Below are 23,273 nucleotides of genomic sequence, written 5' to 3' on the forward strand. Positions count from 1 at the left end.
TTATATAAAAATAAATAATGAGCAATTTAAATGTTAAAGCAACAGCGCAGAACACTTATGATGCAATTGTTGTAGGATCTGGAATTAGCGGAGGTTGGGCAGCAAAAGAATTAACTGAAAAAGGTTTAAAAGTTTTATTGCTGGAAAGAGGCAGAAACATTGAACATATAAAAGATTATACCACGGCCATGAAAAAACCGTGGGAGTTTGAACATAGAGGCAAATTAACCGAAGCGCAAAAAGACACCCATCCGGTACAAAAAAGAGATTACCCTTATACCGAATTTAATGAAAGCTTTTGGGTAAATGACCTGGAATGCCCTTATACAGAAGTTAAGCGTTTTGACTGGTATCGCGGATTCCATGTTGGGGGTAAATCATTAATGTGGGGGAGACAAAGTTATCGTTTCAGCGATCTGAACTTTGAGGATAACTTAAAGGATGGTCATGGTGTAGACTGGCCAATCAGATATAAAGATATTGCCCCCTGGTATGATTATGTAGAGAAATTTGCAGGTATTAGCGGTCAGGCCGAAAACTGGCCTGCTTGTCCCGATGGTCAATTTCTCCCTCCTATGGAAATGAATTGTGTGGAAAAGGAGGTTAAGAAACGTATTGAAGCCAAATGGAACAAATCAAGGATTATGACCATTGGCCGCACAGCTAACTTAACTGTTGAGCACGGCGGGCGTGGTAAATGTCAATATCGTAACCTTTGTAGCAGAGGCTGTCCTTTTGGTGCTTATTTTAGCACACAATCGTCTACCCTACCAGCGGCAGTAGCCACAGGTAACTTAACCTTGCGCCCATTTTCATTGGTAAACTCTATCATTTATGATAAGGAGAGTCAAAAAGCTAAAGGTGTAGTGGTTATTGATTCGGAAACCATGGAAACTACTGAGTACTTTGCAAAGATTGTATTCGTAAACGGATCAACACTGGGCACAACTTTCGTTTTATTAAATTCTACTTCTGATGAATTCCCTAACGGGCTAGGTAATGGGAGTGGTCAACTTGGACACAACTTAATGGATCATCATTTCCGTTGTGGAGCGAATGGCAGAATAGAGGGCTTCGATGATAAATATACCTATGGAAAAAGAGCAAACGGCATTTATATTCCGCGCTACAGGAACATGGGTAATGATAAACGTGACTACGTAAGGGGCTTTGGTTACCAGGGAGGCGGAAGTCGTGGTAACTGGCATGCTGATGTTGCGGAATTGGCATTTGGTGGTGATTTTAAAGATCAAATGACTGTTCCAGGTGCCTGGACAATGGGACTTGGCGGATTTGGAGAATCACTTCCTTACTTTGAAAACAAAGTATTTATCGATAAAAGCAAGAAAGACAAATGGGGACAACCTGTATTGGCCATTGATTGTGAGTTTAAAGATAATGAGCGAAAAATGCGTGTTGACATGATGAATGACGCGGCTGAAATGTTAGAGGCAGCCGGTGCCAAGGATATTAAAACATTTGACAATGGTTCTGCTCCGGGTATGGCCATCCATGAGATGGGAACAGCACGCATGGGCCATGATCCTAAAACATCAGTTTTGAATAAATGGAACCAGATGCATGAAGTTAAAAATGTTTTTGTAACCGATGGATCATGCATGGGCTCGGCCGCATGTCAGAACCCATCATTAACTTATATGGCACTAACTGCCAGAGCCTGCGACTTTGCGGTTAGTGAACTAAAAAAAGGTAACCTTTAATGGAAAATAGAAAACTTAGAATGGGTATGATTGGTGGCGGTAAAGATGCTTTTATCGGCGCCGTTCATCGAATAGCTGCAAATATTGACGGGCAGGTCGAATTCTGCTGCGGTGCATTGAGTGTAAATCCTGAAGTAGCTAAGGAATCCGGCAAAATGTTGTTCCTTCCTGACGACAGGACTTACTCAAATTATGAAGAGATGATCACGCAGGAGAGTAAATTGCCTGCGGATAAACGGATAGATTTTATTACGATTGTGACGCCTAACTTTGCCCATTTTGCACCTGCAATGATGGCGCTTGACCATGGCTTTAATGTGGTGATTGAAAAGCCTATTACTTTATCACTCGATGAGGCTAAACTGTTACAACAAAAAGTTAAGGAAACAGGATTAACTTTATGCTTAACCCACACTTACTCGGGCTACCCGATGGTAAAACAGGCCAGACAGATGGTTGCTGCTGGTCAGCTGGGTGCCATCAGAAAGATCATGGTTGAATATCCTCAGGGATGGTTGAGTACACTCACCGAGCGTGAAGGCAATGCTGGTGCAGCATGGCGTACCGACCCTGCTAAAAGCGGGAAAAGTGGTTGTATGGGCGATATAGGCACTCATGCCGCTCAATTGGCTGAATACATTTCCGGATTGAAGATTACTAAACTTTGTGCAGACCTCAACATTGTGGTACCTGGAAGAGGGCTGGATGATGATGGCAATGTGCTGCTTAAATTTGACAATGGTGCAAACGGAGTTTTAGTGGCCTCACAAATTGCTGCCGGTGAAGAGAATGCCTTAAAAATTAAAGTATACGGAGAAAAAGGTGGTTTGGAATGGCACCAAATGGAACCGAATACTTTAATTATTAAATGGTTAGACCAGCCAGCACAAGTATACCGTGCCGGACAGGCATATTTGGCTGATGTTGCTAAACACAACACTCGTGTACCGGGAGGCCATCCTGAAGGTTACCTTGAGGCTTTTGCTAACATCTACAGAAACTTCGCACTAACCTTGAGGACAAAACTACAAGGTGGCACACCAACAGCAGTGATGCTCGACTTCCCCAATGTGGAAGATGGCGTCAGAGGAATGGCTTTTATTGAAAACACAGTGGCTTCAAGCCAGTCGGATCAGAAATGGTTTGATTTTAAAATATAATACACCATGACAACGATTAAAGGACCAGGAGTTTTTTTAGCCCAGTTTATTGGAAATGAGGCCCCATTCAATTCTCTGGACGCCATTTGTGAATGGGCGGCAGGCCTTGGATTTAAAGGTATACAAATGCCTACGCTGGATGCACGTTTCATCGATTTACAGAAAGCAGCAGAGAGTAAAACTTATGCCGACGAGCTAAAAGGAAAAGTGAAGTCTTACGGATTGGAGATTACTGAATTATCGACTCATTTACAAGGACAGTTAGTAGCGGTAAACCCTGCATATGACCTTGCGTTTGATGCCTTTGCACCAGATGCTTATAAAAACAACCCAAAAGCCCGAACAGAATGGGCTGTACAACAATTGAAGTATGGGGCAAAAGCCTCGCAAAACCTGGGCTTAAATGCACATGCTACTTTTAGCGGTTCCTTATTATGGCACATGTTCCACCCATGGCCGCAGCGTCCTGAAGGTTTGGTAGATGCCGGCTTTACAGAACTGGCAAAAAGATGGATGCCCATTCTTAATGAATTTGATGCTTGTGGTGTAGACGTTTGTTATGAAATACACCCAGGAGAAGATTTGTTTGATGGTATCACTTACGAGATGTTCCTGGAGAAGGTAAACCACCATCCCCGCGCCTGTCTGCTATATGATCCTTCGCATTTTGTATTGCAACAACTGGATTATATCCAATATATCGACTTTTATCATGAGCGTATTAAAGCTTTCCATGTCAAAGACTCAGAGTTTAATCCTACAGGTAGGCAAGGTGCTTTTGGCGGTTATCAAAGTTGGGCTAACCGTGCCGGAAGGTACCGTTCGCCTGGAGATGGACAGGTAGATTTCAAGACCATTTTCAGTAAATTGGCTCAATACGATTATACAGGTTGGGCAGTAATGGAATGGGAATGCTGTATAAAAGATGCTCAGGTTGGCGCCAAAGAAGGTGCTGAGTTTATTAAAAAAAATATTATTAAAGTAACAGACAGAGCTTTTGATGATTTTGCTTCCTCTGGTGGGGATGATGATTTCAACAATAGGATTTTAGGTCTGAATCAATAAAACAATAAAATGAAAAAAACACTATTTATACTGGGCTGCTTTGTATTGGCAATGGCTTCATGTTCAAGTCCTGAAGAGCGCTCTTCAACTACAAGTTCTGCTACTACAACTGAAACTCCGGCAACACCTACTGAGACGACTGCCAAAGCTGAAACTACCGCGCCTAAGGGGGAAGGAGAAAAACTAATTGCTAAATCAGACTGTATTGGTTGCCACAATAAAGTACAGAAAGTAATTGGTCCTGCTTACGTAGATATCGCAGCAAAATACCCTTTAAATGATGAAAATGTAAATCACCTGGCAGATAAAATTATTGCGGGAGGTAAAGGAGTATGGGGAGAGATTCCAATGACTCCACACTCGGCTTTAAGTAAAGACGATGCGAAAAAAATGGTTAGCTACATTTTATCGCTCAAAAAATAACACCCTCAACAAGAACCACACAAAAATGAACCACGCAAAAAAAAACCAGGAGGCTTCATCCAGACGTAGCTTTCTAAAAACAACAGCTATTGCAGCCTCTGCATTTATGATTGTGCCGCGCCATGTTCTGGGCGGAAGAGGTTTTTTGGCACCTAGTGACAAACTTACTATTGCCAGTATAGGTGCCGGTGGTAAGGGTCAATCGGATATTGCTAACTTCTACAAAAGCGGGAAGGCTGATATTGGATTCCTTTGTGATGTACATGATAGCAGGGCTGCAAATAGTGTAAAGGCATTCCCTAAAGCGAAATACTATAGAGATTACCGTGAAATGCTGGACAAAGAAGCGAAGCATTTTGATGCGGTTTCTATTTCTACACCGGATCATAATCACGCCATACAAGCTATTGCAGCTATGCAACTGGGAAAGCATGTCTATGTTCAAAAACCTTTAACCCACGATATTTTTGAAGCCCGTGCATTAACTGCAGCGGCCGAAAAGTATAAAGTGGTAACACAAATGGGTAATCAAGGTGCATCAAATGATGGCCCCAGATTGATGAGAGAATGGTACGATGCCGATTTAATTGGCGATGTGCATACCATTTATGCATGGACCGACAGACCGGTATGGCCGCAAGGTATTCCATGGTCGGCCAACGCAGCTTCAGTACCTGCTGATCTTGATTGGGATTTATGGTTAGGCACTGCTCCTTATAGGAATTACGTAGAAAAACTTGTTCCTTTCAACTGGCGTGGCTGGTGGGATTATGGAACCGGAGCTCTTGGAGATATGGGCTGTCACCTCCTGGAAGCACCTTTCAGTGTTTTAAATTTAAAATATGCTACTGAAGTGCAGGCAAGTGTGGGTTCTGTATATGTAGATGAGTTTAAAAGAGGGTACTTCCCTGACAGCTGTCCACCATCAAGCCACGTGACCTTAAAATTCCCTAAAACCAATAAAACAAATGGTGACATTACGGTACACTGGATGGATGGCGGTATACAGCCTGAGCGTCCTGAGGAACTGGCGGCAAACGATACATTTGGTGATGGCGGAAATGGGACATTGTTTGTTGGGACAAAAGGTAAAATGATGGCTAGTACTTATGGTGCCAATCCACGTTTACTTCCTTTAAGCAGAAATGAAAACATCAAGGTAGCACAAAAATTTGCTCGTGTTGAAGGTGGTGCTGATGGTCATTACGGACAATGGGTTGAGGCTTGTATTGCCGGTTATGGCAAAAAAGTGCTAAGCTCCCCATTCTCTATTGCTGGTCCACTTACAGAATCATTATTAATGGCGAATCTGGCCATTAGAGGTACTGACATACAACGAAAAAATGCTGAAGGCAAGATCAAGTATCCAGGCAGAAACATCAAATTACTTTGGGACAATGCCAACATGAAGATCACCAATTTTGATGAAGTGAATCAGTTTGTAAAACGTGAATACCGCAAAGGGTGGTCACTCGGTGTTTAAGGAGCAAAGATGAAGAAAAAGTAAAATTGATTAAGTCGCGAGGTCTTTGCTCCTTAATCTTTAATCAGAAAAGAAAACCAAAGAACATGAAAAAATATATCTTTTCGGCCATTATATTAACTGCACTACTAGGTGGTGGCGTTACTCGGGCTCAATCAGACAAAAAAGGTTTTACTAAAATATTTGATGGTAAAACAACTAAAGGTTGGCATACTTACGGAAAAACTACTGCCGGTGCAAAATGGACTATTGAAGATGGAACCTTGCATTTTGACCCCAAGGGGGATAGTGATGGTGGTGGGGATTTGGTAACTGATAATGAATACAGCAATTTTCATTTAAAAATTGACTGGAAAATTGCCCCAAAAGGTAACAGTGGAATTATTTATTATGTAAAAGAAGATCCCTCAAAATACCATCAAACTTATAGTACGGGCTTAGAAATGCAGGTATTGGATAACGAAGGTCATAGTGATGGCAAGATTGCCAAGCATCGTGCAGGAGATTTATATGATTTGATTAAAAGTAGTTCTGAGCCGGTAAAACCTGTTGGCGAATGGAATACAGCTGAAATCATTTGCAAAGACGGGAAACTGGAACAATACTTAAACGGTGTGAAAGTAGTATCAACTACACTTTGGGACGACAACTGGAAAACGCTTATTGCCGGAAGTAAATTTGCAAAGTGGCCAGATTGGGGTACATTTAAATCTGGAAAAATAGCGCTTCAAGATCATGGAAATGAAGTATGGTACCGCAATATCATGATTAAACAGCTATAATAGATCCATAAAAAAAGAACTAAACAACCAAACATGAACTTAAACAACCGCATCAAATTATCAACCATGATGTTCCTGGAATTCTTTATCTGGGGTGCATGGTTTGTGACACTTGGCACCTTTCTGGGGCACAACCTTAGCGCTACGGGGAGTCAATCAGCCGCCGTCTTTTCTACTCAATCATGGGGTGCTATCATCGCACCTTTCATTATTGGGCTAATTGCAGACAGATATTTTAATGCTGAAAGAATCCTTGGCATATTGCATTTAGTTGGCGCCTTTTTAATGTACCAGATGTACAGTGCCACAGAAATAACTGCATTTTACCCTTATGTACTAGCTTACATGATTTTGTTTATGCCAACGCTTGCACTAGTCAATTCTGTGTCTTTCAACCAAATGAATGATCCTGAAAAAGAATTCTCTACCATTAGGGTTTGGGGAACCATAGGTTGGATAGCTGCCGGATTGTTAATCAGCTATGTATTTCATTGGGATAGTGACCTGAGTGTAAAAGATGGTTTGCTGAAAAACACCTTCATGATGGGTGCAGTAGTTTCTCTAATCTTAGGCTTATTTAGTTTTACATTACCTAAAACACCTCCTAAAGTTGCGTCGGGTGAGAAGGTAAAAATATCAGAAATACTTGGCCTTGAAGCTCTAAAACTATTAAAAGATAAGAATTTTGCTGTATTCTTTATCTCTTCTATCCTTATATGCATTCCACTGGCCTTTTATTATCAGAATGCACATTCATTCCTCTCTAATGTAGGTCTTGAAAATCCTACAGGTAAAATGACTATCGGGCAAGTTTCTGAAGTGCTATTCCTATTGTTATTACCCGTATTCTTCACCAGATTTGGTTTCAAAAAGACCATTTTAGTAGGTATGCTTGCCTGGGGCGTTCGCTATGCCCTATTCGCTTATGGTAATGCCAGCGACTTGAGCTTTATGCTTATCATCGGTATTGCGCTTCATGGTATTTGTTATGATTTCTTCTTCGTATCCGGGCAGATTTACACCAATGCCGCCGCAGGCGAAAAATACAAAAGTGCTGCACAAGGTTTAATTACCCTGGCCACTTATGGTATTGGTATGCTTATTGGATTTGAAGTTGCTGGTATCATCACTGATACTTACAAAGCTGCTGATGGATCTTTCGATTGGAAAATGATCTGGATCATTCCTTCGTGTATAGCATTTATAGTATTCTTGCTATTTGCGCTATTTTTTAATGATAAAAAGAAAGTTGAGGCTTAATCTAATAACCAATGAGTAAAAATTTAAGCAGAAGAACTGCATTGAAAAACATTGTTGCCGGAACAGCCGCTTTAGGCGTCTCAGCAGCTATCCCCACTTTTGCTTTGGAACAAACAAAATCCACCATGCTAAAAGGAAATATAAACCACTCAGTATGCCGCTGGTGCTTTGGAAAAATGGAATTGGACGACTTGTGTATCGAAGCAAAAAAAATCGGCATTAAAGCCATTGATCTTGTAGGCCCTAAAGATTGGCCTACACTAAAAAAACATGGCTTATATTCATCTATGTGTAATGGTGCAGAGATCAATTTAGTAGATGGATGGAATGACCCACAGTTTCATGCTACGCTGATTAAAAACTATTCGGAGATGATTCCTAAGGTTGCAGAAGCAGGCTATAAACAATTGATCTGCTTTAGTGGCAACAGACGTGGTAAAGATGATGAAACCGGGCTAAAAAACTGTGTTGACGGTTTAAAACAGGTGTTACCACTGGCCGAAAAGCATGGTGTAGTATTGGTTATGGAGCTCTTGAACAGCAAAATAAACCATAAGGATTATCAATGTGACCATACAGCATGGGGTGCTGAATTGGCTAAAAGGCTAGGATCTGAAAACTTCAAATTGCTATACGATATTTATCACATGCAGATTGATGAAGGAGATGTGATCCGTAATATTCAAACCTATAATCAATATATTTCTCATTATCATACAGCAGGTGTACCTGGCAGAAATGAGATTGATGATACACAGGAATTGTTTTACCCAGCCATTATGAAAGCGATCCTTGCAACAGGATTTAAGGGCTATGTAGCTCAGGAGTTTATTCCTAAGTACGCAGATAAAATTAAATCATTAAGAGATGCCGTAAATATTTGCGACGTTTAAATTCAAACTATATGAAGTCGAGAAGAACTTTTATTAAACAAGCAGGACTTGCCGCCGCCGGAGCATTCTTATTACCATCCCTTGCTTACAGTGCTCCCGCTGGAAGAAAAATTGGGCTGCAACTGTATACTTTGAGGAATCAACTCCCTCATAATGTAAAAGACGTAATAGAAAAAATTGCGCAGGCAGGCTACAAAGAGGTAGAAACTTACAGTTATTCGCCAACAAATGGATATTGGGGTATGGATCCCAAATCTTTTAAAAGCTTACTTACTACCAATGGGCTAACTTCACCAAGTGGTCATTTTGGTATTGATAATTTCCTAAGCACTGGTAACAAAGAACTGCTAAAACCTTTGATAGAAGGTGCTGCCGGCATAAACAATGAATATTTTACCATTGCTTATTTAGGTGAACCGATCAGAAAAACACTTGAAGATTATAAAAAGATTGCCGGGCGTTTAAATGAAGCGGCTGAAGTAGCGAAACAATCAGGTTTAAAACTAGCTTATCATAACCACAATTTTGAATTTCAACAGCATGAGGGCGGAACTACAGGGTATGAAATTTTGCTAACCGAAACAGATAAAAAACTGATCAGATTTGAAATGGATTTGTACTGGGTAGTACGCTCAGGAAATGATCCTGTTGCATTATTTAATAAATACCCTGGCCGTTTTCCGATGTGGCATGTAAAGGATATGGATAAGACCAATAATGGTATAAATACTGAAGTTGGTACTGGCACGATAGATTTCAAGAACATTTATAAACATACCAAGCAGGCTGGATTGGAGCACTTAATTGTGGAACAGGAGAATTTTTCGAAAGATCCATTTGTAAGCATTAAGCAAAGCTTTGATTATGTAAACCGCGAGCTGATTTAATAAGATATATCTTAACAAATTAAAAGGGAAGTGGTTAGCAAAAGCCACTTCCCTTTTTTATGATTGAAAAAATGCCCATATTTGAAGACTTATTATTTCACCATAAATACAATTGATTAAATAAATTAAAAACAAGTAAAACAACAATTAAAAAAAGATGAAGATTGCAGTAGTTGGAGCCACCGGTCTGGTAGGCACCGTAATGTTAAAAGTATTAGAAGAGCGTAACTTCCCGTTAACCGAATTGATCCCTGTAGCCTCTGAAAAGAGCGTTGGTAAGGAAATCACATTCAAGGGTAAGAAGTACGCTGTTGTAAACATGGATACTGCGATTTCGATGAGACCTGATATTGCGTTGTTTTCTGCAGGTGGCAGCACTTCTTTAGCTGAAGCCCCACGTTTTGCTGAAGTTGGTACTACAGTAATCGACAATTCATCTGCATGGCGCATGGATCCGTCGAAAAAGCTGGTTGTACCTGAAGTAAATGCAAGTGAATTATCGGCTAACGATAAGATCATAGCAAACCCGAACTGTTCAACTATTCAAATGGTTGTGGCTTTAAAACCACTTCATGATAAATATAAGATCAAACGTATAGTTGTTTCAACTTATCAGTCTGTAACCGGAACTGGTGTAAAAGCTGTTGAGCAACTGATGAACGAGCGTAAAGGAATAACTGACGGTCCTATGGCTTATGCTTATCCTATCGATTTAAATGTAATCCCTCAGATTGATGTTTTCCAGGATAATGGATATACCAAAGAGGAGATGAAAATGATTTTGGAAACCCAAAAAATTATGGGCGACAATAGCATTAAAGTTACGGCTACAACAGTACGTATTCCGGTAATGGGCGGTCACTCTGAGTCGGTAAACATTGAGTTTGAAAACGACTTTGATGTAGCTGAGGTAAAAAGCCTGTTGGCGAATACAGAAGGCATCATTTTAGTTGATGATCCTGCAAACCTTAAATATCCTATGCCTAAAGATGCGCATGAGAAAGATGAGGTATTTGTGGGAAGGATCAGACGTGACGAGTCTTTACCAAACGCATTGAACATGTGGATTGTAGCTGACAACCTACGTAAAGGAGCTGCAACAAACGCTGTTCAGATTGCTGAATACCTGGTAAAAAACAAACTGGTATAATTTTATAAATTATAAACGTTAAAGTGATGTATGAATAGCTCTTACCGGTTATACATACATCACTTTTCTTTTTTAAAAGCTTATGTCTAAAAAATCAATATTCCCATTTTCACTCTTACTGTTCATCATTAGCTTCTCTTTTGCACAAAGCCCTATACAGAAGCTGGAAAAAGCCTACAATGCTTTTCAGTTAGACCCACAGACCAGATATGCCACCACCTCGCTTTGCGTTTTGGATGCCAATACTGGAAAACCGTTGTTTACCCGTAATGAGCAGGTAGGTTTAGCAACGGCCTCAACATTAAAAGTGATCACCGCTGCTACAGCATTTAATGTACTGGGAAAAGATTTTCAGTTTCAGACGACTTTAGCTTATACCGGAAATATTACTGCTGAAGGAATTTTAAAAGGGGATTTGATGATTGTTGGAAGCGGCGATCCAACTTTAGGGTCTGACCGATACCAAAACAAAGAGCGGGCTGTACTGACGGAATGGATTGCTGCAATTAAAAAGGCTGGCATAAAAAAAATTGAAGGGGCTATTATTGGCGACGACCGCATATTTGGTACGCAAACTACACCTGAAGGCTGGACCTGGCAGGATATGGGAAATTATTATGGAGCCGGCACCTCTGGACTATCCTGGCGTGAAAACCAGTTTGATTTATATTTAAAATCAGGATTGAGCGTAAATGAGCCCGTTAAAATATTAAAAACGGTTCCTGAAATTCCTTATCTGAAAATTGCGAATGAACTTAAAACCGGTACTCAGGGCACAGGAGATAATGCATATGTTTTTTTACCCCCTTATGGTACTGTAGCCTATGTAAGAGGCACATGGGGTATAGACCATGGTAAATCAAGCATTTCTGCTGCCCTCCCCGATCCGGCTTTTGATTGCGCCTACCGCCTACAAGATACTTTAAAGCTATTGGGTATCATTGCAACACAACCGGCAACTACAACCCGTATCATGGCGCTCAATGAGCGTCCTATTGCAGAGATTACGCAAAAAATCAGTACCATAACCTCGCCTACGTTGTCGGAAATGACTTATTGGTTTTTAAAAAAGAGCATCAATTTATATGGAGAAACCCTACTGAAAGCTGTTGCCATAAAATCGGGTAAAGCTGCTACAACAGCGGATGGTGCTACAACCGAAATTAAGTTTTGGGCTGATAAGGGCATTGATAAGAATGCCATGAATATTATTGATGGAAGTGGTTTATCGCCGGCAAACCGTATCACAACAATGGCCGTAGCCAATGTTCTGTTTCAAGCGCAAAAAGAAGTCTGGTTTGGCGACTACTACAAGGCCTTCCCGGAATACAATGGCATGAAAATAAAAAGTGGGACGATAAACAATGTTTCAGCTTTTGCAGGTTACTATACTAGTATGGCTGGCAATAAATATATCATTGTCATCAATATCAACAACTATTCGGGCTCTGGCATTAACAAGAAACTATTTACAGTATTGGATGCATTAAAGTAATTGGTAAATTGCATCCGTTTCCAAAATTTATAATCTGTTAAACATTCGTTAAATGAAGAATATCCTCTCACTATTGTGTTTTTGCTTACTAAGTTGTGCTGTTATTGGTCAGACTTCCGTTTCGCCCCCACCCATCTCTTTAGAAATACCAGATCCTGTTAAGCCCCTGCCTCAAGAGATAGCCATTATACCGGAACCGGTAACCCTTGTTAAACATGAAGGACATTTTACTTTACCTGCAAATGTAACGATACAATGCCCCGCTATACCGGAAACACATCAGCTCCTTGTTTTCTTAAAGGAGCGGTTATCCATTCCTACAGGCAGCTATGTGTCCACAACAAGTAGTAAATCTGTAATAGCAAACATTAAACTATCGTTAAATGATAAAACTGATCCGATACTTGGGACAGAAGGATACCAGTTATCTGTAACTCCCAAACACATCAGCATAAAGGCAAATAAGCCAGCTGGGTTATTTTATGGGGTACAAAGTCTGCTTCAGTTGTTCCCTGTGGCCATCGAGAGTAAAGAACTTATGGAGGGCATAGAATGGAAAGCGCCTTGCGTTGAGGTTACAGACTATCCACGTTTAGGCTGGAGAGGCTTAATGTTTGATGTTGCCCGACATTTTTTCACAAAGGATGAGGTAAAGCAGTATATCGATGCAATGGTACGCTATAAATACAACGTTCTTCATTTACATCTTACAGACGACGAAGGTTGGAGAATAGAAATAAAAGGCTTACCTAAGTTAACCGAGGTGGGTGCATGGAGTGTAAAAAAAGTAGGCGAATTTGGAAATTTCACTCCACCCACAGCTGATGAACCAAGGAACTATGGTGGTTTTTATACACAGGAAGACATTAAGGAACTGGTAAAATATGCAAAGGAAAGGTTTGTAAATATTCTACCTGAAATTGATGTCCCAGGTCACAGTTTGGCTGCAATTGCTTCTTATCCTGAATTGTCTTGTACCCCAGGTGCTGAAAACTACAAAGTACGTTCTGGTGAACGGATTATGGATTGGTCTAGAGGGGCCCCTCCTTTGGCTATGGTAGACAATACGCTCTGCCCTGCCAATGAAAAAGTATATCCTTTTCTAGATACGATCATTACGCAGATCGCTGCACTTTTCCCATTTGAATATATCCATATGGGTGGCGACGAAGCTCCGTTCAATTACTGGGAGAAAAGTGATGCTGTTAAAGCATTAATGCTAAAAGAGGGATTAAAAGATATGCACCAGGTACAGGGCTATTTTGAAAAGCGTATACAAAAAATGGTGGAAGCCAAAGGAAAGAAATTTATAGGTTGGGATGAGATATTAAATGACGACCTATCGCCTAGCGTAGCTGTGATGGCATGGCGTGGAATAAAATATGGTGTTGAGGCAGCTAAAAAGCAACATGAGGTGGTAATGACTCCAACTGCTTTCGCTTACCTGGATTATATGCAAGCGGATGCTATAACTGAACCGAGGGTATATGCTTCTCTACGTTTAAGCAAAGCTTACGAATTTGAACCGGTACCGGCAGAGGTTGATCCGAAATATATCAAAGGCGGACAGGGTAATTTATGGACTGAACAGGTATTTAATATCCGTCAAGCTGAATATATGACCTGGCCAAGGGGAATGGCAATTGCAGAATCACTTTGGTCGCCCCCAGCCAAAAAAAACTGGCTAAACTTTTTTGGCAGGGTAGAGCAGCACTTTAAGCGCCTGGATATGGCCGAAACTAAATATGCACCAAGTGTATATGATCCTATTTTTAAAGTAAGCAGATCGGCCGACAAGCAATTGCAGATAGAACTGAGCACGGAAGTTCCGGGATTAGATATTTATTACAGTTTCGACAACTCTTTCCCTGACCGTTTTTATCCGAAGTACACAGAAAAACTGACACCACCAAAAGATGCGACCATGCTAAAAGTAATTACCTACAGGGGTAAAACTCCAATAGGCAGAATGATGAACATGCCCATCGAAGAGCTGAACAAACGCGCAGGGAAAAAATAACATTAACAGAAAGAGATTGAGATATTTTGTTCATATAGGCTATAACGGCTTAAAGTACAATGGCTGGCAAAAACAACCAGGGGTAATGAATGTACAGGGAGTTATTGAGCAAGCACTTAGCCAGGTATTAAAAACGCCTGTATTTATTAACGGCTGTGGCCGTACAGATGCGCGTGTACATGCCAGTCAGTTCTTCTTTCATATGGACGTGGAGCAGCCCTGGGATTTCGACCTGATGTTCAGGATGAATAAGGTGCTGCCTGCCAACATTGCTATTTTCGACATTATCCCTATGGATGGCATGCAACATGCTCGTTTTGATGCCGTACAACGATCGTATGACTATTTTATACATACTTATAAGAATCCTTTTTTAAACGGTTTGAGTTCGTTTTATTTGCTGGATAAGCTGGATTTTGACAAGATGAAACAGGCAGCAGCCATATTGCCAAATTATAAAGACTATAAAGCCTTTTGCACGAGCCCCGATAAATACGAGCATACCTTATGCTATGTCAAATCAGCCAGTTTATCAGTCGACAAGAACGGTGATCACCTTCGTTTCCAGATTTCCTCCAATCGATTTCTAAGTAAAATGATCCGGATCATTATGGGACAATTGTTAAAAATTGGCAAAGGAGTATTGAGTGTAGAAGAGTTTGAAAGTTATCTGATCAATAATAAAACGCCGGAGTTAATCACTCCCGCACACCCTGAGGGACTTTATTTATCTAAAGTTACTTACCCTTATTTGAATCTGGCACCGAGGCAACAGTTCTCTTCTGTTCTACAAATGCAGGCCGACCTATCCTGGGAACGTCTATAAACCTCTTGTTGTTAATATTTTACTGTTGTTTCTATTCTTAAATTTTGTTAACTTTAATTGAGGACCTTCATTAAAAAGAAGGCATTCTGTATGACAGTTATTCAAAAAATTGAGCACTGGGGCGATGTCCATCATGCCAAATGGCTGGATGTTATCCGAATTGTATTAGGCTTGCTCATCTTTAGTAAAGGTATTGCTATTGTAAGCAATACGGAGGCACTTCAAGACATGATTTTGCGAAACGGCACTTATGGTTTCTCAGGCTTCATGTCGAGCGCAGGATTACATATTGTTGGCTTTGTGCATCTGGTAGGTGGCCTTTTTATTACCATTGGACTGCTTACCCGCTTTGCGTCGGTTATTCAGATTCCAATTTTGTTATGTGCTGTATTCTTTGTCAACCTGTCGCACGGATTTTCAGCGCTTAACAATGAGCTATGGTTATCCATCATTGTATTGCTATTGCTGGTGTTGTTCTGGATTGTGGGTTCAGGACCGTACTCAGTGGATCAAGCCATGAAAAAAAGGCCTAACATTTTCAGACCATAAAAACATATAGCAGTAAATATTTATTGCCTGCTCAATATCATAGCCCTCATCGCATCAGCGGTGAGGCTAATTCCATTTACAGTTACCAGGGCGCGCTTGTAAAACACATCCCGCTCAGTGAGTTTACCTTCGATAAATTCAATCATTTCGGCCTCATTAAGCTCCCTTAACAGGGGTCGTTTTTCCTTACCACTTTCCAGACGTTTGGCCAAAGCTGCGGCAGGCATTTCAATGTAAATAGAGAGGCCATTCGTATTCATCCATTCCATGTTATCAAAAAAGCAGGGAGCACCTCCTCCTGTTGCCACAACTGCATTTGCAGGGTAATCAAAGTTCTTTAGTGTTTCACTCTCCAACTTCCTGAAAGCTGCTTCACCATGTGTTAAAAAATAAGCCCCTATTGTTGTACCCAGACTTTTCTCAATCTGATGATCAAGGTCAATAAATTCGTATCCTAGTTTTACAGCCAGCTTTTTCCCCATTGTACTTTTACCACAGCCCATAAAACCTATTAAAAAAATCTTCATCATTTACACTAGTTTTACCCTTGGATCTACAAAGGCATATAATACGTCTACCAAAATATTAATTATTACGAATACGAATGCAATAAAAAGAATGGAGCCCATTACTACGGGAAAATCAGACATTTCAAGCGCATTTACCGTTGCACGGCCGAGTCCATTATAACCAAATATATACTCTACAAAGAAAGATCCTGCCAGCAAAGAGGCAAACCAACCTGATATGGCTGTGATCACAGGATTTAGTGCATTTTTTAAAGCATGTTTATAAATGATTACATTGCGACTTAGTCCCTTTGCACGGGCAGTGCGGATATAATCCTGTGCCAACACATCGAGCATGGCACTCCTGGTTAATTGAACAATAATAGCCAGGGGTCTTAAACCCAAAGTAATCATAGGCAACCATAGATTTTTCCAGGTCATGATTTCTCCTTTAAAAGGATCATAGCTGTACAAACTTCCCGACATATTGAGCCCTGTATAATCACTCAATAAAAACCCAAACAGCCAGGCTATAATGATGCCGGCAAAGAATGATGGAGCCGAAATACCTAGAATAGCGAATGAATTGGCAGCTTTATCTATCCAGGTATCTTTATGAACTGCCGAAAGCACACCTAGAAATACGCCAATCAGGGTTGCAAATATCATGGCTGTTAGCGCCAGTATGAAAGTATTGGGCACAGTTTCGGATAATATTGTGGTCACATCACGTTTTGTTTGATAAGAGCGCCGTAGGTAAGGCCATTTAAGTGCCAATACCTCATTGCCAAATGAAATCAGTTTTACATAATGATATTTATCTTTACTCTCTGTGGTGTTCTCGTGAATACCGAGTGGGGAAAGATCATTCAGGTAAAGAAAGAACTGAGCAGATTTAGATTTATCCAATCCAAATTCCTTACGCACAGCTTCAATAGAAGATACGTCTGCCCGCTGCCCCATGGTCATCCTTGCAGGATCACCGGGCAATATGTTAAACAAAACAAACACCACTACAATGACGCCTGCCATTACAGCAAATCCATATAAGATTTTTTTGACGGCGTATTGGAACATCGTTATTTACTAAAGTACATATCAGCAAGTTTATCAAAAGATGGCACAGTGTTGTAATGCCATTTGTTGATCACTACCCCATTTTTAAGTAACAATACACCTGGGTTTGATCTAACCATACTTTTTAAAGGTACTGCATCAGCATAAAATACTTCTGCAAACAATTTCATCCTTTTGCTAAATAAATCTACATCGCTGGCTGAATTAGAAGTTAACAAAACTGTTCTAATATTAAACTGTTCTGCTGCATTTAATGCCAATGCATTGAGCTGAGCCATGGCTTTCTCGTTTGCATCATTTAAGTTGTAAGCTACAATTACAAGATTGTAATAAGGATTCTCTATCAGTTCTTTGGTATAATCGGTACCGGAAGCGTCAGTAATCAGCAAATCTTTGATCTTAGGCTCATAACCTTTTTTAACCAAAACTTTATCCGGATCGCCTACAATTTCCCAGTTGGGGTCCTTCCAAATCTCAGTTTTCAAATAATCTTTATCGCTCATTACCTTCTTTTCGCCCGTCTTCTTGTTATGCATCTTATACATGATGGCATATTCATCACCCTTTTCTCCTTCAGGAATTTTCATTAACTGAGGAAGGTTTGCACCTACTTTATAAGGCAAGAAATCTAAAACAGGTAAGGTGCTATAAGTAAACACACCAAATAATGTAGAAGCCAGGGTTACAAATGCAAATAGTCCTTGCTGTACTTTCAAGTTTGTGGTAACAGGTTTGATCAGGTCATGACTTATAAATAAATAAATGATCAACACCAACAGGACAAGATCTTTAGAGAAGGACTGCCATGGGGTTAAGGGAATTGCATCTCCAAAACAGCCACAAGATGTAACTACTTTAAAGGCAGCAGATACAAAAGTTAAGAAGGTAAAAAAGATAATTACGGCCAGTAATCCGGTTGTTACCTTCTTGCTCCAAAAGCCGAACAACAACAAAGCACCCAATACGATTTCAAATACACAAAGCAATATGGCGATTCCGGTAGCCATACCGCCCAAAAAGGACATATGGAATACATCAAAATATTCTTGTAGCTTATAGCCAAATCCCAGTGGATCATTAGCTTTAATTAATCCTGAAAAAATAAAAAGGACACCAACAAAGATCCTCGAAAAATTTAATGTAATCTTTCTCATTACTGAACACCTAATTTAATTAATGCAAAAACTGAATAATTTAACATATCCTGATAATTGGCATTTATACCCTCTGAGGCTAGCGTTTGCCCTAAATTATCTTCTATCTGTTTTACCCTTAAGATTTTCATCAGGATCAGATCGGTCAATGAGCTGATGCGCATATCTCTCCAGGCTTCGCCATAATCATGATTTTTGTTGAACATCAATTCCCTGGTTTCATTTACTTTTGCATCATAACCGCCCTCTACAGCATTCAGTCCCATTTCTAAAGGATCATTCTCCCCTAGTTCCAATTGCATCATGGCAATTATACAATAGTTAATGATACCAATGTATTCGGAAGTGATATCCTCCCCTACTTTGGAGACTTTTTTTTCTTCTAATGTACGAATACGCTGCGCCTTAATAAAAATCTGGTCAGTTATAGAAGCCGGTCTTAATATTCTCCATGCTGTTCCGTAGTCTTTTGTTTTCTTTAAAAAAAGCGATTTGCAAACCGCGATAACAGCGTCGAATTCCTGAGATGTATTTGTTGCCAAAACAATTAAAATAATAAGTTCAAAACCCGTTTCAATACGAAACCTTTTTTATCTAAGTTTGTATCAAAACAATGGCTAAAGATACATTTTTAAACCGAAAGACCACACTAAACCTAAAAGGTAAACTGGTTGATTTAAGTACCCCCTGTGTAATGGGAATCTTAAACCTCACCTCTGATTCTTTTTATAGCAACAGCCGCATCAGTTCTATTGAGCAGGCATTACTACGTGCCGAAACCATTATAAATGAAGGTGGTCGGTTTATTGATATTGGCGCATATTCATCAAGACCAGGTGCTGCCGAAGTTAGTGAAGGGCAGGAAATAGACAGAATTGTTCCAGCTGTTGAGGCTATTATTAAGGCGTTTCCAGAAGCCTTGCTTTCGATAGATACTTTTCGAGCCAAAGTTGCCCAGGCAGCAGTTAAAGCCGGTGCACATATCATAAACGACATTGCAGCCGGCAAGATGGACGAGGCTATGTTTGAAACTGTGGCGGATTTAAACGTGCCCTACATCATGATGCATATGAAAGGAACACCTCAAACCATGCAAAAAAGCATTAACTATCATAACATGGTGCTGGAAATAACTGGTTATTTCTCTGACAAGGTTGAAAAGCTCAAAAAATTAGGGGTAAAAGACATCATCCTTGACCCTGGTTTCGGCTTTGCCAAAACACTTGATCAAAATTATGAATTATTGCGGCGTTTGGAGGACTTCAATCTTTTTGAGCTTCCCGTTCTTATAGGGCTTTCGAGAAAGTCCATGATTTATAAATTTTTGGGTACTGGCCCGGAGCAAGCATTAAATGGCACAACAACACTGAATACCATCGCCTTATTAAAAGGGGCTAACATTTTACGTGTTCATGATGTAAAAGCGGCTGCAGAGTGCATCGCTTTGGTTGAAAAGACACAGCAGCAATAATATGGCTAAAAATTTCCTAACTTGGCGGTAATGAAGCTCATGCAGATTTTGCAAAACAATAACTAAACACATTGAAAACACTAGAATTCGATTTCTTAAAGATTACCGTTACAGATGCAGTAGATATAATTCTTGTCGCACTTATCATATATTACATTTATAATCTCATTAAAAATACATTGGCAGTAAACCTTTTACTGGGCATGGTGATTATATTGGTAATACATTGGATCGTAGATGCCCTTCACATGAATCTGCTATCCAATATCCTCAACCAATTTATGAGCGTTGGGATTATTGCATTGATTGTAATTTTTCAGCCTGAGATACGCCGCTTCCTGCTGCTGATAGGAAAGAATACCTTTTTACAACAAAACAAGGCATGGTGGGGATATTTGTTTGGCAGCAAAAATATTGAGCAAAATAATCTGATCAGGATTAAACCCATTATTGATGCGTGCAAAAGCATGAAAAAGTCTAGAACAGGGGCATTAATTGTATTTGTCAAATTTTACGACGACCAGCTTTTTGCCAATAGCTGCGAAGTGATCGACTCTAAAATATCAAAACGCTTGCTGGAGAGTATTTTCCAAAAATACAGTCCTCTTCATGACGGCGCAGTTGTTATTGCCGAGAACAAGATTAAAAGTGCGAGCTGCATTCTTCCTTTGACCGATAACGATAAACTACCTCCACAATTTGGATTACGCCACCGCGCTGGCATAGGTGTATCGGAAACTACTGACGCCGTTGCTGTCATAATATCTGAAGAGACGGGGGAAATAGCCTATGCTAAACAAGGAAGAGTTAGAATGAATGTTTCGTTTGGAGAGCTTGAAAAATTACTCAATAAGGATTTTTAATTTCCTTGCTATTAACTTCTTAATTACCATATCTTAGCGCCAAAATTAAAATCGTTAATTGATAAAAAAGTATATATATAGCACCCTACTCCTACTTTGTTGCTTCATAAATTCTAATTTTGCACAAGACAAAGCAACAATTCCTGTTGCTAAAAAGGGCATTATAGACCTTCGTAATCAATCATTAGATCATAAAATTGCACTTAATGGCGAATGGGTATTCTATTGGAATCGGCTTTTAATGCCTGACGAATCTAATCTCCATCCTGGAAAGCTCATTACATTTCCTTTTAAGTGGACAGACAAAATAAACGGAAAGAGTTTTCCGTCAAAAGGTTTTGCGACTTACAAGCTGACAGTTTTATTGCCTAAAACTGACGCCCCCTTGAGGATGGCAATGCCTGATGTTTACAGCGCCTATCGATTATTTGTCAATGGACATCTCACTGCATCGAATGGACATGTTAGTACTACAGCCAAAGACTTTGTCCCCTATTGGGAGTATAAAACAATAGAGTTGCCTAGAAATGTCGATTCTGTAACCTTATTACTGCAAATAGCAAACTTTACCCATAGTAAGGGCGGCATTAAAAAGGCCATATGGATTGGGAACAAAGAATATCTTATTTTAAAAAGAAAGCAGTCAGAGGCCATCGATTTATTGCTAACCGGCTGTCTCATAATGGGTGGTTTTTTCTTTTTAGGCCTTTATTTAATGGGTAACAGAGATAAAGCTATCTTATTATTCGCCCTATTTTCTATAGTTTATAGCTACAGAATTATCGGAATAGACAATTATGTACTTCATACGATTTTACCTAATCTAAACTGGTACTTAACGGTACGCCTTGAGTATTTAAGTCTGTTTTTAGCAATAGGATTATTTTCCTTATACACACGTTACCTTTACCCTGCTGAGGTCAACATGGGCATTATAAAGGCTATGTGCTTGCTTTGTTTTGGTTTTTCTTTAGCCGTACTTTGTCTACCTCCGTTTTATTTTACCCAGTTAATGAACCCCTTCCTTGGGGTAATGTTATTTTGCCTGATCTATGTACCTTATGTATACATATTGGCCTATGTGAGGAAAAGACCAGGAGCGATTTACACCTTGATGAGCTCCTTTGCGCTGATGCCGGTTTTTGCGGTATCACTGCTCCACTACTGGTCTTTTATCCCAGCATTTCAATTGCTTAGCTTTCTTTTCTACATCAGCTTTTTCTTTCTTCAGTCCCTCATACTTTCGCACAGGGTTTCATTTGAACTGAAAAAGGCCAGAGCTGAAGCGGAACAAGGCTTAAAAGCAAAAAGTGAGTTTTTAAGCACCATGAGTCATGAGATCAGAACCCCATTAAATGCAGTTATTGGGATGAGTCACCTGCTCTTAAAAAACACACCAAGAAACGATCAAAAAGAGCAACTGGATGTGATGCTTTTCTCTGCAAATAATCTATTGTCTATAGTCAATGACATCCTGGATCTAAATAAAATTGAAGCAGGAAAAGTTTCCTTTGAACACATTGAAATGGATGTAGCTTCTATTGCAGCGAATATTGTTTCAGGGCTACAAGGAGCAGCACATGATAAGGGGATTGGCCTAACATTAAATGTTGATCAGGCTTTAAAGAACAAATTACTAGGCGATCCAACCCGCCTATCACAGGTGATCACCAATCTGGTGCACAATGCCATAAAATTTACAAACCATGGCTCTGTACAGGTTGGCGTAAAGGTCATTGCGCAAACAGATGACTCCATAACACTAAATATTGAAGTTAAAGATACAGGGATAGGCATTTCAAAGGAAAAACAGCAGCTTATTTTTGAAAGATTCACTCAAGCCGACTCTTCTACATCCAGAGGATTTGGAGGAACCGGCTTGGGATTATCTATCTGCAAGCGGATCTTAGAACTTCAAAAATCATCATTAAACCTGGTGAGTTACGAGGGCAAAGGATCTACCTTTTATTTTGTACAGACTTTTGAGAAGAGTGTAAAAACATTGGGGCACAAAAAGTTGGAGCAATCACCAAATGAAAGCGACCAGCTACTTACCGGTATTCATATTTTATTAGTAGAAGATAATTTGATGAATGTGCTTGTAGCACAAAGATATCTGGAACGTTGGGGGGCAACCATAGATGTTGCACTAAATGGGCAGGAAGCCTTAGACAGACTAGATGCGAACAAACATCAGCTAGTATTGATGGATTTACATATGCCAATAATGGATGGTTATAAATCGAGTGCCAAAATGCGTCAGAATGGGATTACTATACCTATTATCGCACTTACAGCCAACTTGCCTGAGGAGATAGAATTGAATGTCGCTGAGGCCGGTATTGATGATATCGTGATCAAGCCATTTTTACCTGATGAGTTGTACAGAAAGGTTTTACATCATATATCCGCAATTAGGTAGGAAGATAGCTATTATTTAGCTATCTGTCCTCCTACACCACCGTACGTGCCGTTCGGCATACGG

At 40.0% G+C, this 23,273-nt stretch carries 21 protein-coding genes; 17 read left to right on the forward strand and 4 right to left on the reverse strand.

Features of this window, described 5'->3' with window-relative positions; genetic code table 11:
* The first annotated feature begins 17 nt into the window (after window positions 1–17).
* The 14 genes from P0Y49_18320 (at window position 18) to P0Y49_18385 (ending at window position 15,714) form a co-directional block, all read left to right on the forward strand.
* On the forward strand, window positions 18–1,721 hold the full coding sequence (locus P0Y49_18320) for a GMC family oxidoreductase (GenBank protein WEK18736.1): 1,704 nt from the start codon (window positions 18–20) through the stop codon (window positions 1,719–1,721).
* A complete protein-coding gene (locus P0Y49_18325; GenBank protein ID WEK18737.1) occupies window positions 1,721–2,881 on the forward strand; it encodes a Gfo/Idh/MocA family oxidoreductase in 1,161 nt (386 codons plus the stop codon). The genes P0Y49_18320 and P0Y49_18325 overlap by 1 nt, the downstream gene beginning before the upstream one ends.
* Before the next feature lie 6 nt (window positions 2,882–2,887).
* On the forward strand, window positions 2,888–3,946 hold the full coding sequence (locus P0Y49_18330) for a sugar phosphate isomerase/epimerase (protein WEK18738.1): 1,059 nt from the start codon (window positions 2,888–2,890) through the stop codon (window positions 3,944–3,946).
* Window positions 3,947–3,955: 9 nt separating this feature from the next.
* Window positions 3,956–4,369, forward strand: a complete 414-nt coding sequence (locus tag P0Y49_18335; protein WEK18739.1) for a c-type cytochrome — start codon at window positions 3,956–3,958, stop codon at window positions 4,367–4,369.
* 25 nt (window positions 4,370–4,394) lie between these two features.
* Complete coding sequence (locus tag P0Y49_18340) at window positions 4,395–5,852, forward strand: Gfo/Idh/MocA family oxidoreductase (GenBank protein ID WEK18740.1); 1,458 nt, start codon at window positions 4,395–4,397, stop codon at window positions 5,850–5,852.
* Window positions 5,853–5,938: 86 nt separating this feature from the next.
* Entirely contained in the window at window positions 5,939–6,634 is a 696-nt protein-coding gene (locus P0Y49_18345; protein ID WEK18741.1) for a DUF1080 domain-containing protein, read from the forward strand.
* A 33-nt stretch (window positions 6,635–6,667) separates the two neighbouring features.
* On the forward strand, window positions 6,668–7,894 hold the full coding sequence (locus P0Y49_18350; GenBank protein WEK18742.1) for a nucleoside permease: 1,227 nt from the start codon (window positions 6,668–6,670) through the stop codon (window positions 7,892–7,894).
* Window positions 7,895–7,905: 11 nt separating this feature from the next.
* On the forward strand, window positions 7,906–8,787 hold the full coding sequence (locus P0Y49_18355) for a TIM barrel protein (protein ID WEK18743.1): 882 nt from the start codon (window positions 7,906–7,908) through the stop codon (window positions 8,785–8,787).
* Window positions 8,788–8,798: 11 nt separating this feature from the next.
* Window positions 8,799–9,674 carry a sugar phosphate isomerase/epimerase gene (locus tag P0Y49_18360; GenBank protein ID WEK18744.1) on the forward strand — a complete coding sequence of 292 codons (876 nt, stop codon included), beginning with the start codon at window positions 8,799–8,801 and terminating at the stop codon, window positions 9,672–9,674.
* Between the two features lie 157 nt (window positions 9,675–9,831).
* Window positions 9,832–10,824, forward strand: coding sequence for an aspartate-semialdehyde dehydrogenase (locus P0Y49_18365; GenBank protein WEK18745.1), 993 nt, complete (start codon window positions 9,832–9,834; stop codon window positions 10,822–10,824).
* A gap of 82 nt (window positions 10,825–10,906) precedes the next feature.
* Window positions 10,907–12,319 (forward strand): D-alanyl-D-alanine carboxypeptidase/D-alanyl-D-alanine-endopeptidase, encoded by a 1,413-nt coding sequence (dacB, locus tag P0Y49_18370; GenBank protein ID WEK18746.1) that lies wholly within the window; start codon window positions 10,907–10,909, stop codon window positions 12,317–12,319.
* Window positions 12,320–12,371: 52 nt separating this feature from the next.
* Entirely contained in the window at window positions 12,372–14,339 is a 1,968-nt protein-coding gene (locus P0Y49_18375; protein ID WEK18747.1) for a family 20 glycosylhydrolase, read from the forward strand.
* Between the two features lie 16 nt (window positions 14,340–14,355).
* Complete coding sequence (gene truA / locus P0Y49_18380) at window positions 14,356–15,165, forward strand: tRNA pseudouridine(38-40) synthase TruA (protein ID WEK18748.1); 810 nt, start codon at window positions 14,356–14,358, stop codon at window positions 15,163–15,165.
* Window positions 15,166–15,255: 90 nt separating this feature from the next.
* Window positions 15,256–15,714 (forward strand): DoxX family protein, encoded by a 459-nt coding sequence (locus tag P0Y49_18385; protein ID WEK18749.1) that lies wholly within the window; start codon window positions 15,256–15,258, stop codon window positions 15,712–15,714.
* 20 nt (window positions 15,715–15,734) lie between these two features.
* On the opposite strand, the gene P0Y49_18390 is transcribed toward P0Y49_18385, so the two are convergent.
* From P0Y49_18390 to P0Y49_18405, 4 genes are read right to left on the reverse strand one after another with little or no spacing between them, the layout of a single operon-like run.
* A complete protein-coding gene (locus tag P0Y49_18390; GenBank protein WEK18750.1) occupies window positions 15,735–16,244 on the reverse strand; it encodes a shikimate kinase in 510 nt (169 codons plus the stop codon).
* Window positions 16,245–17,300: an ABC transporter permease gene (locus P0Y49_18395; protein ID WEK18751.1), complete on the reverse strand. Its 1,056-nt coding sequence runs from the start codon at window positions 17,298–17,300 to the stop codon at window positions 16,245–16,247.
* 2 nt (window positions 17,301–17,302) lie between these two features.
* Window positions 17,303–18,454: a DoxX family protein gene (locus P0Y49_18400; GenBank protein WEK18752.1), complete on the reverse strand. Its 1,152-nt coding sequence runs from the start codon at window positions 18,452–18,454 to the stop codon at window positions 17,303–17,305.
* Entirely contained in the window at window positions 18,454–18,996 is a 543-nt protein-coding gene (locus P0Y49_18405) for a DUF1599 domain-containing protein (protein WEK18753.1), read from the reverse strand. The genes P0Y49_18400 and P0Y49_18405 overlap by 1 nt, the downstream gene beginning before the upstream one ends.
* Before the next feature lie 71 nt (window positions 18,997–19,067).
* On the opposite strand from P0Y49_18405, the gene folP reads away from it, so the two are divergent.
* From folP to P0Y49_18420, 3 genes are all read left to right on the forward strand, one after another.
* Window positions 19,068–19,925: a dihydropteroate synthase gene (gene folP, locus P0Y49_18410; protein ID WEK18754.1), complete on the forward strand. Its 858-nt coding sequence runs from the start codon at window positions 19,068–19,070 to the stop codon at window positions 19,923–19,925.
* Between the two features lie 71 nt (window positions 19,926–19,996).
* A complete protein-coding gene (gene cdaA, locus P0Y49_18415; protein ID WEK18755.1) occupies window positions 19,997–20,788 on the forward strand; it encodes a diadenylate cyclase CdaA in 792 nt (263 codons plus the stop codon).
* A 58-nt stretch (window positions 20,789–20,846) separates the two neighbouring features.
* Complete coding sequence (locus tag P0Y49_18420) at window positions 20,847–23,210, forward strand: ATP-binding protein (protein ID WEK18756.1); 2,364 nt, start codon at window positions 20,847–20,849, stop codon at window positions 23,208–23,210.
* The last annotated feature ends 63 nt before the right edge of the window (window positions 23,211–23,273 follow it).

It is taken from the genome of Candidatus Pedobacter colombiensis (assembly GCA_029202485.1).
Classification (GTDB): domain Bacteria; phylum Bacteroidota; class Bacteroidia; order Sphingobacteriales; family Sphingobacteriaceae; genus Pedobacter; species Pedobacter colombiensis.

Bases quoted from the DNA above. Each gene is read 5' to 3' on its own strand.
- P0Y49_18320 (WEK18736.1), top strand. From the start codon at position 18: ATGAGCAATTTAAATGTTAAAGCAACAGCGCAGAACACTTATGATGCA.
- P0Y49_18325 (WEK18737.1), top strand. From the start codon at position 1,721: ATGGAAAATAGAAAACTTAGAATGGGTATGATTGGTGGCGGTAAAGAT.
- P0Y49_18330 (WEK18738.1), top strand. From the start codon at position 2,888: ATGACAACGATTAAAGGACCAGGAGTTTTTTTAGCCCAGTTTATTGGA.
- P0Y49_18335 (WEK18739.1), top strand. From the start codon at position 3,956: ATGAAAAAAACACTATTTATACTGGGCTGCTTTGTATTGGCAATGGCT.
- P0Y49_18340 (WEK18740.1), top strand. From the start codon at position 4,395: ATGAACCACGCAAAAAAAAACCAGGAGGCTTCATCCAGACGTAGCTTT.
- P0Y49_18345 (WEK18741.1), top strand. From the start codon at position 5,939: ATGAAAAAATATATCTTTTCGGCCATTATATTAACTGCACTACTAGGT.
- P0Y49_18350 (WEK18742.1), top strand. From the start codon at position 6,668: ATGAACTTAAACAACCGCATCAAATTATCAACCATGATGTTCCTGGAA.
- P0Y49_18355 (WEK18743.1), top strand. From the start codon at position 7,906: ATGAGTAAAAATTTAAGCAGAAGAACTGCATTGAAAAACATTGTTGCC.
- P0Y49_18360 (WEK18744.1), top strand. From the start codon at position 8,799: ATGAAGTCGAGAAGAACTTTTATTAAACAAGCAGGACTTGCCGCCGCC.
- P0Y49_18365 (WEK18745.1), top strand. From the start codon at position 9,832: ATGAAGATTGCAGTAGTTGGAGCCACCGGTCTGGTAGGCACCGTAATG.
- dacB (WEK18746.1), top strand. From the start codon at position 10,907: ATGTCTAAAAAATCAATATTCCCATTTTCACTCTTACTGTTCATCATT.
- P0Y49_18375 (WEK18747.1), top strand. From the start codon at position 12,372: ATGAAGAATATCCTCTCACTATTGTGTTTTTGCTTACTAAGTTGTGCT.
- P0Y49_18385 (WEK18749.1), top strand. From the start codon at position 15,256: ATGACAGTTATTCAAAAAATTGAGCACTGGGGCGATGTCCATCATGCC.
- P0Y49_18390 (WEK18750.1), bottom strand. From the start codon at position 16,244: ATGATGAAGATTTTTTTAATAGGTTTTATGGGCTGTGGTAAAAGTACA.
- P0Y49_18395 (WEK18751.1), bottom strand. From the start codon at position 17,300: ATGTTCCAATACGCCGTCAAAAAAATCTTATATGGATTTGCTGTAATG.
- P0Y49_18400 (WEK18752.1), bottom strand. From the start codon at position 18,454: ATGAGAAAGATTACATTAAATTTTTCGAGGATCTTTGTTGGTGTCCTT.
- folP (WEK18754.1), top strand. From the start codon at position 19,068: ATGGCTAAAGATACATTTTTAAACCGAAAGACCACACTAAACCTAAAA.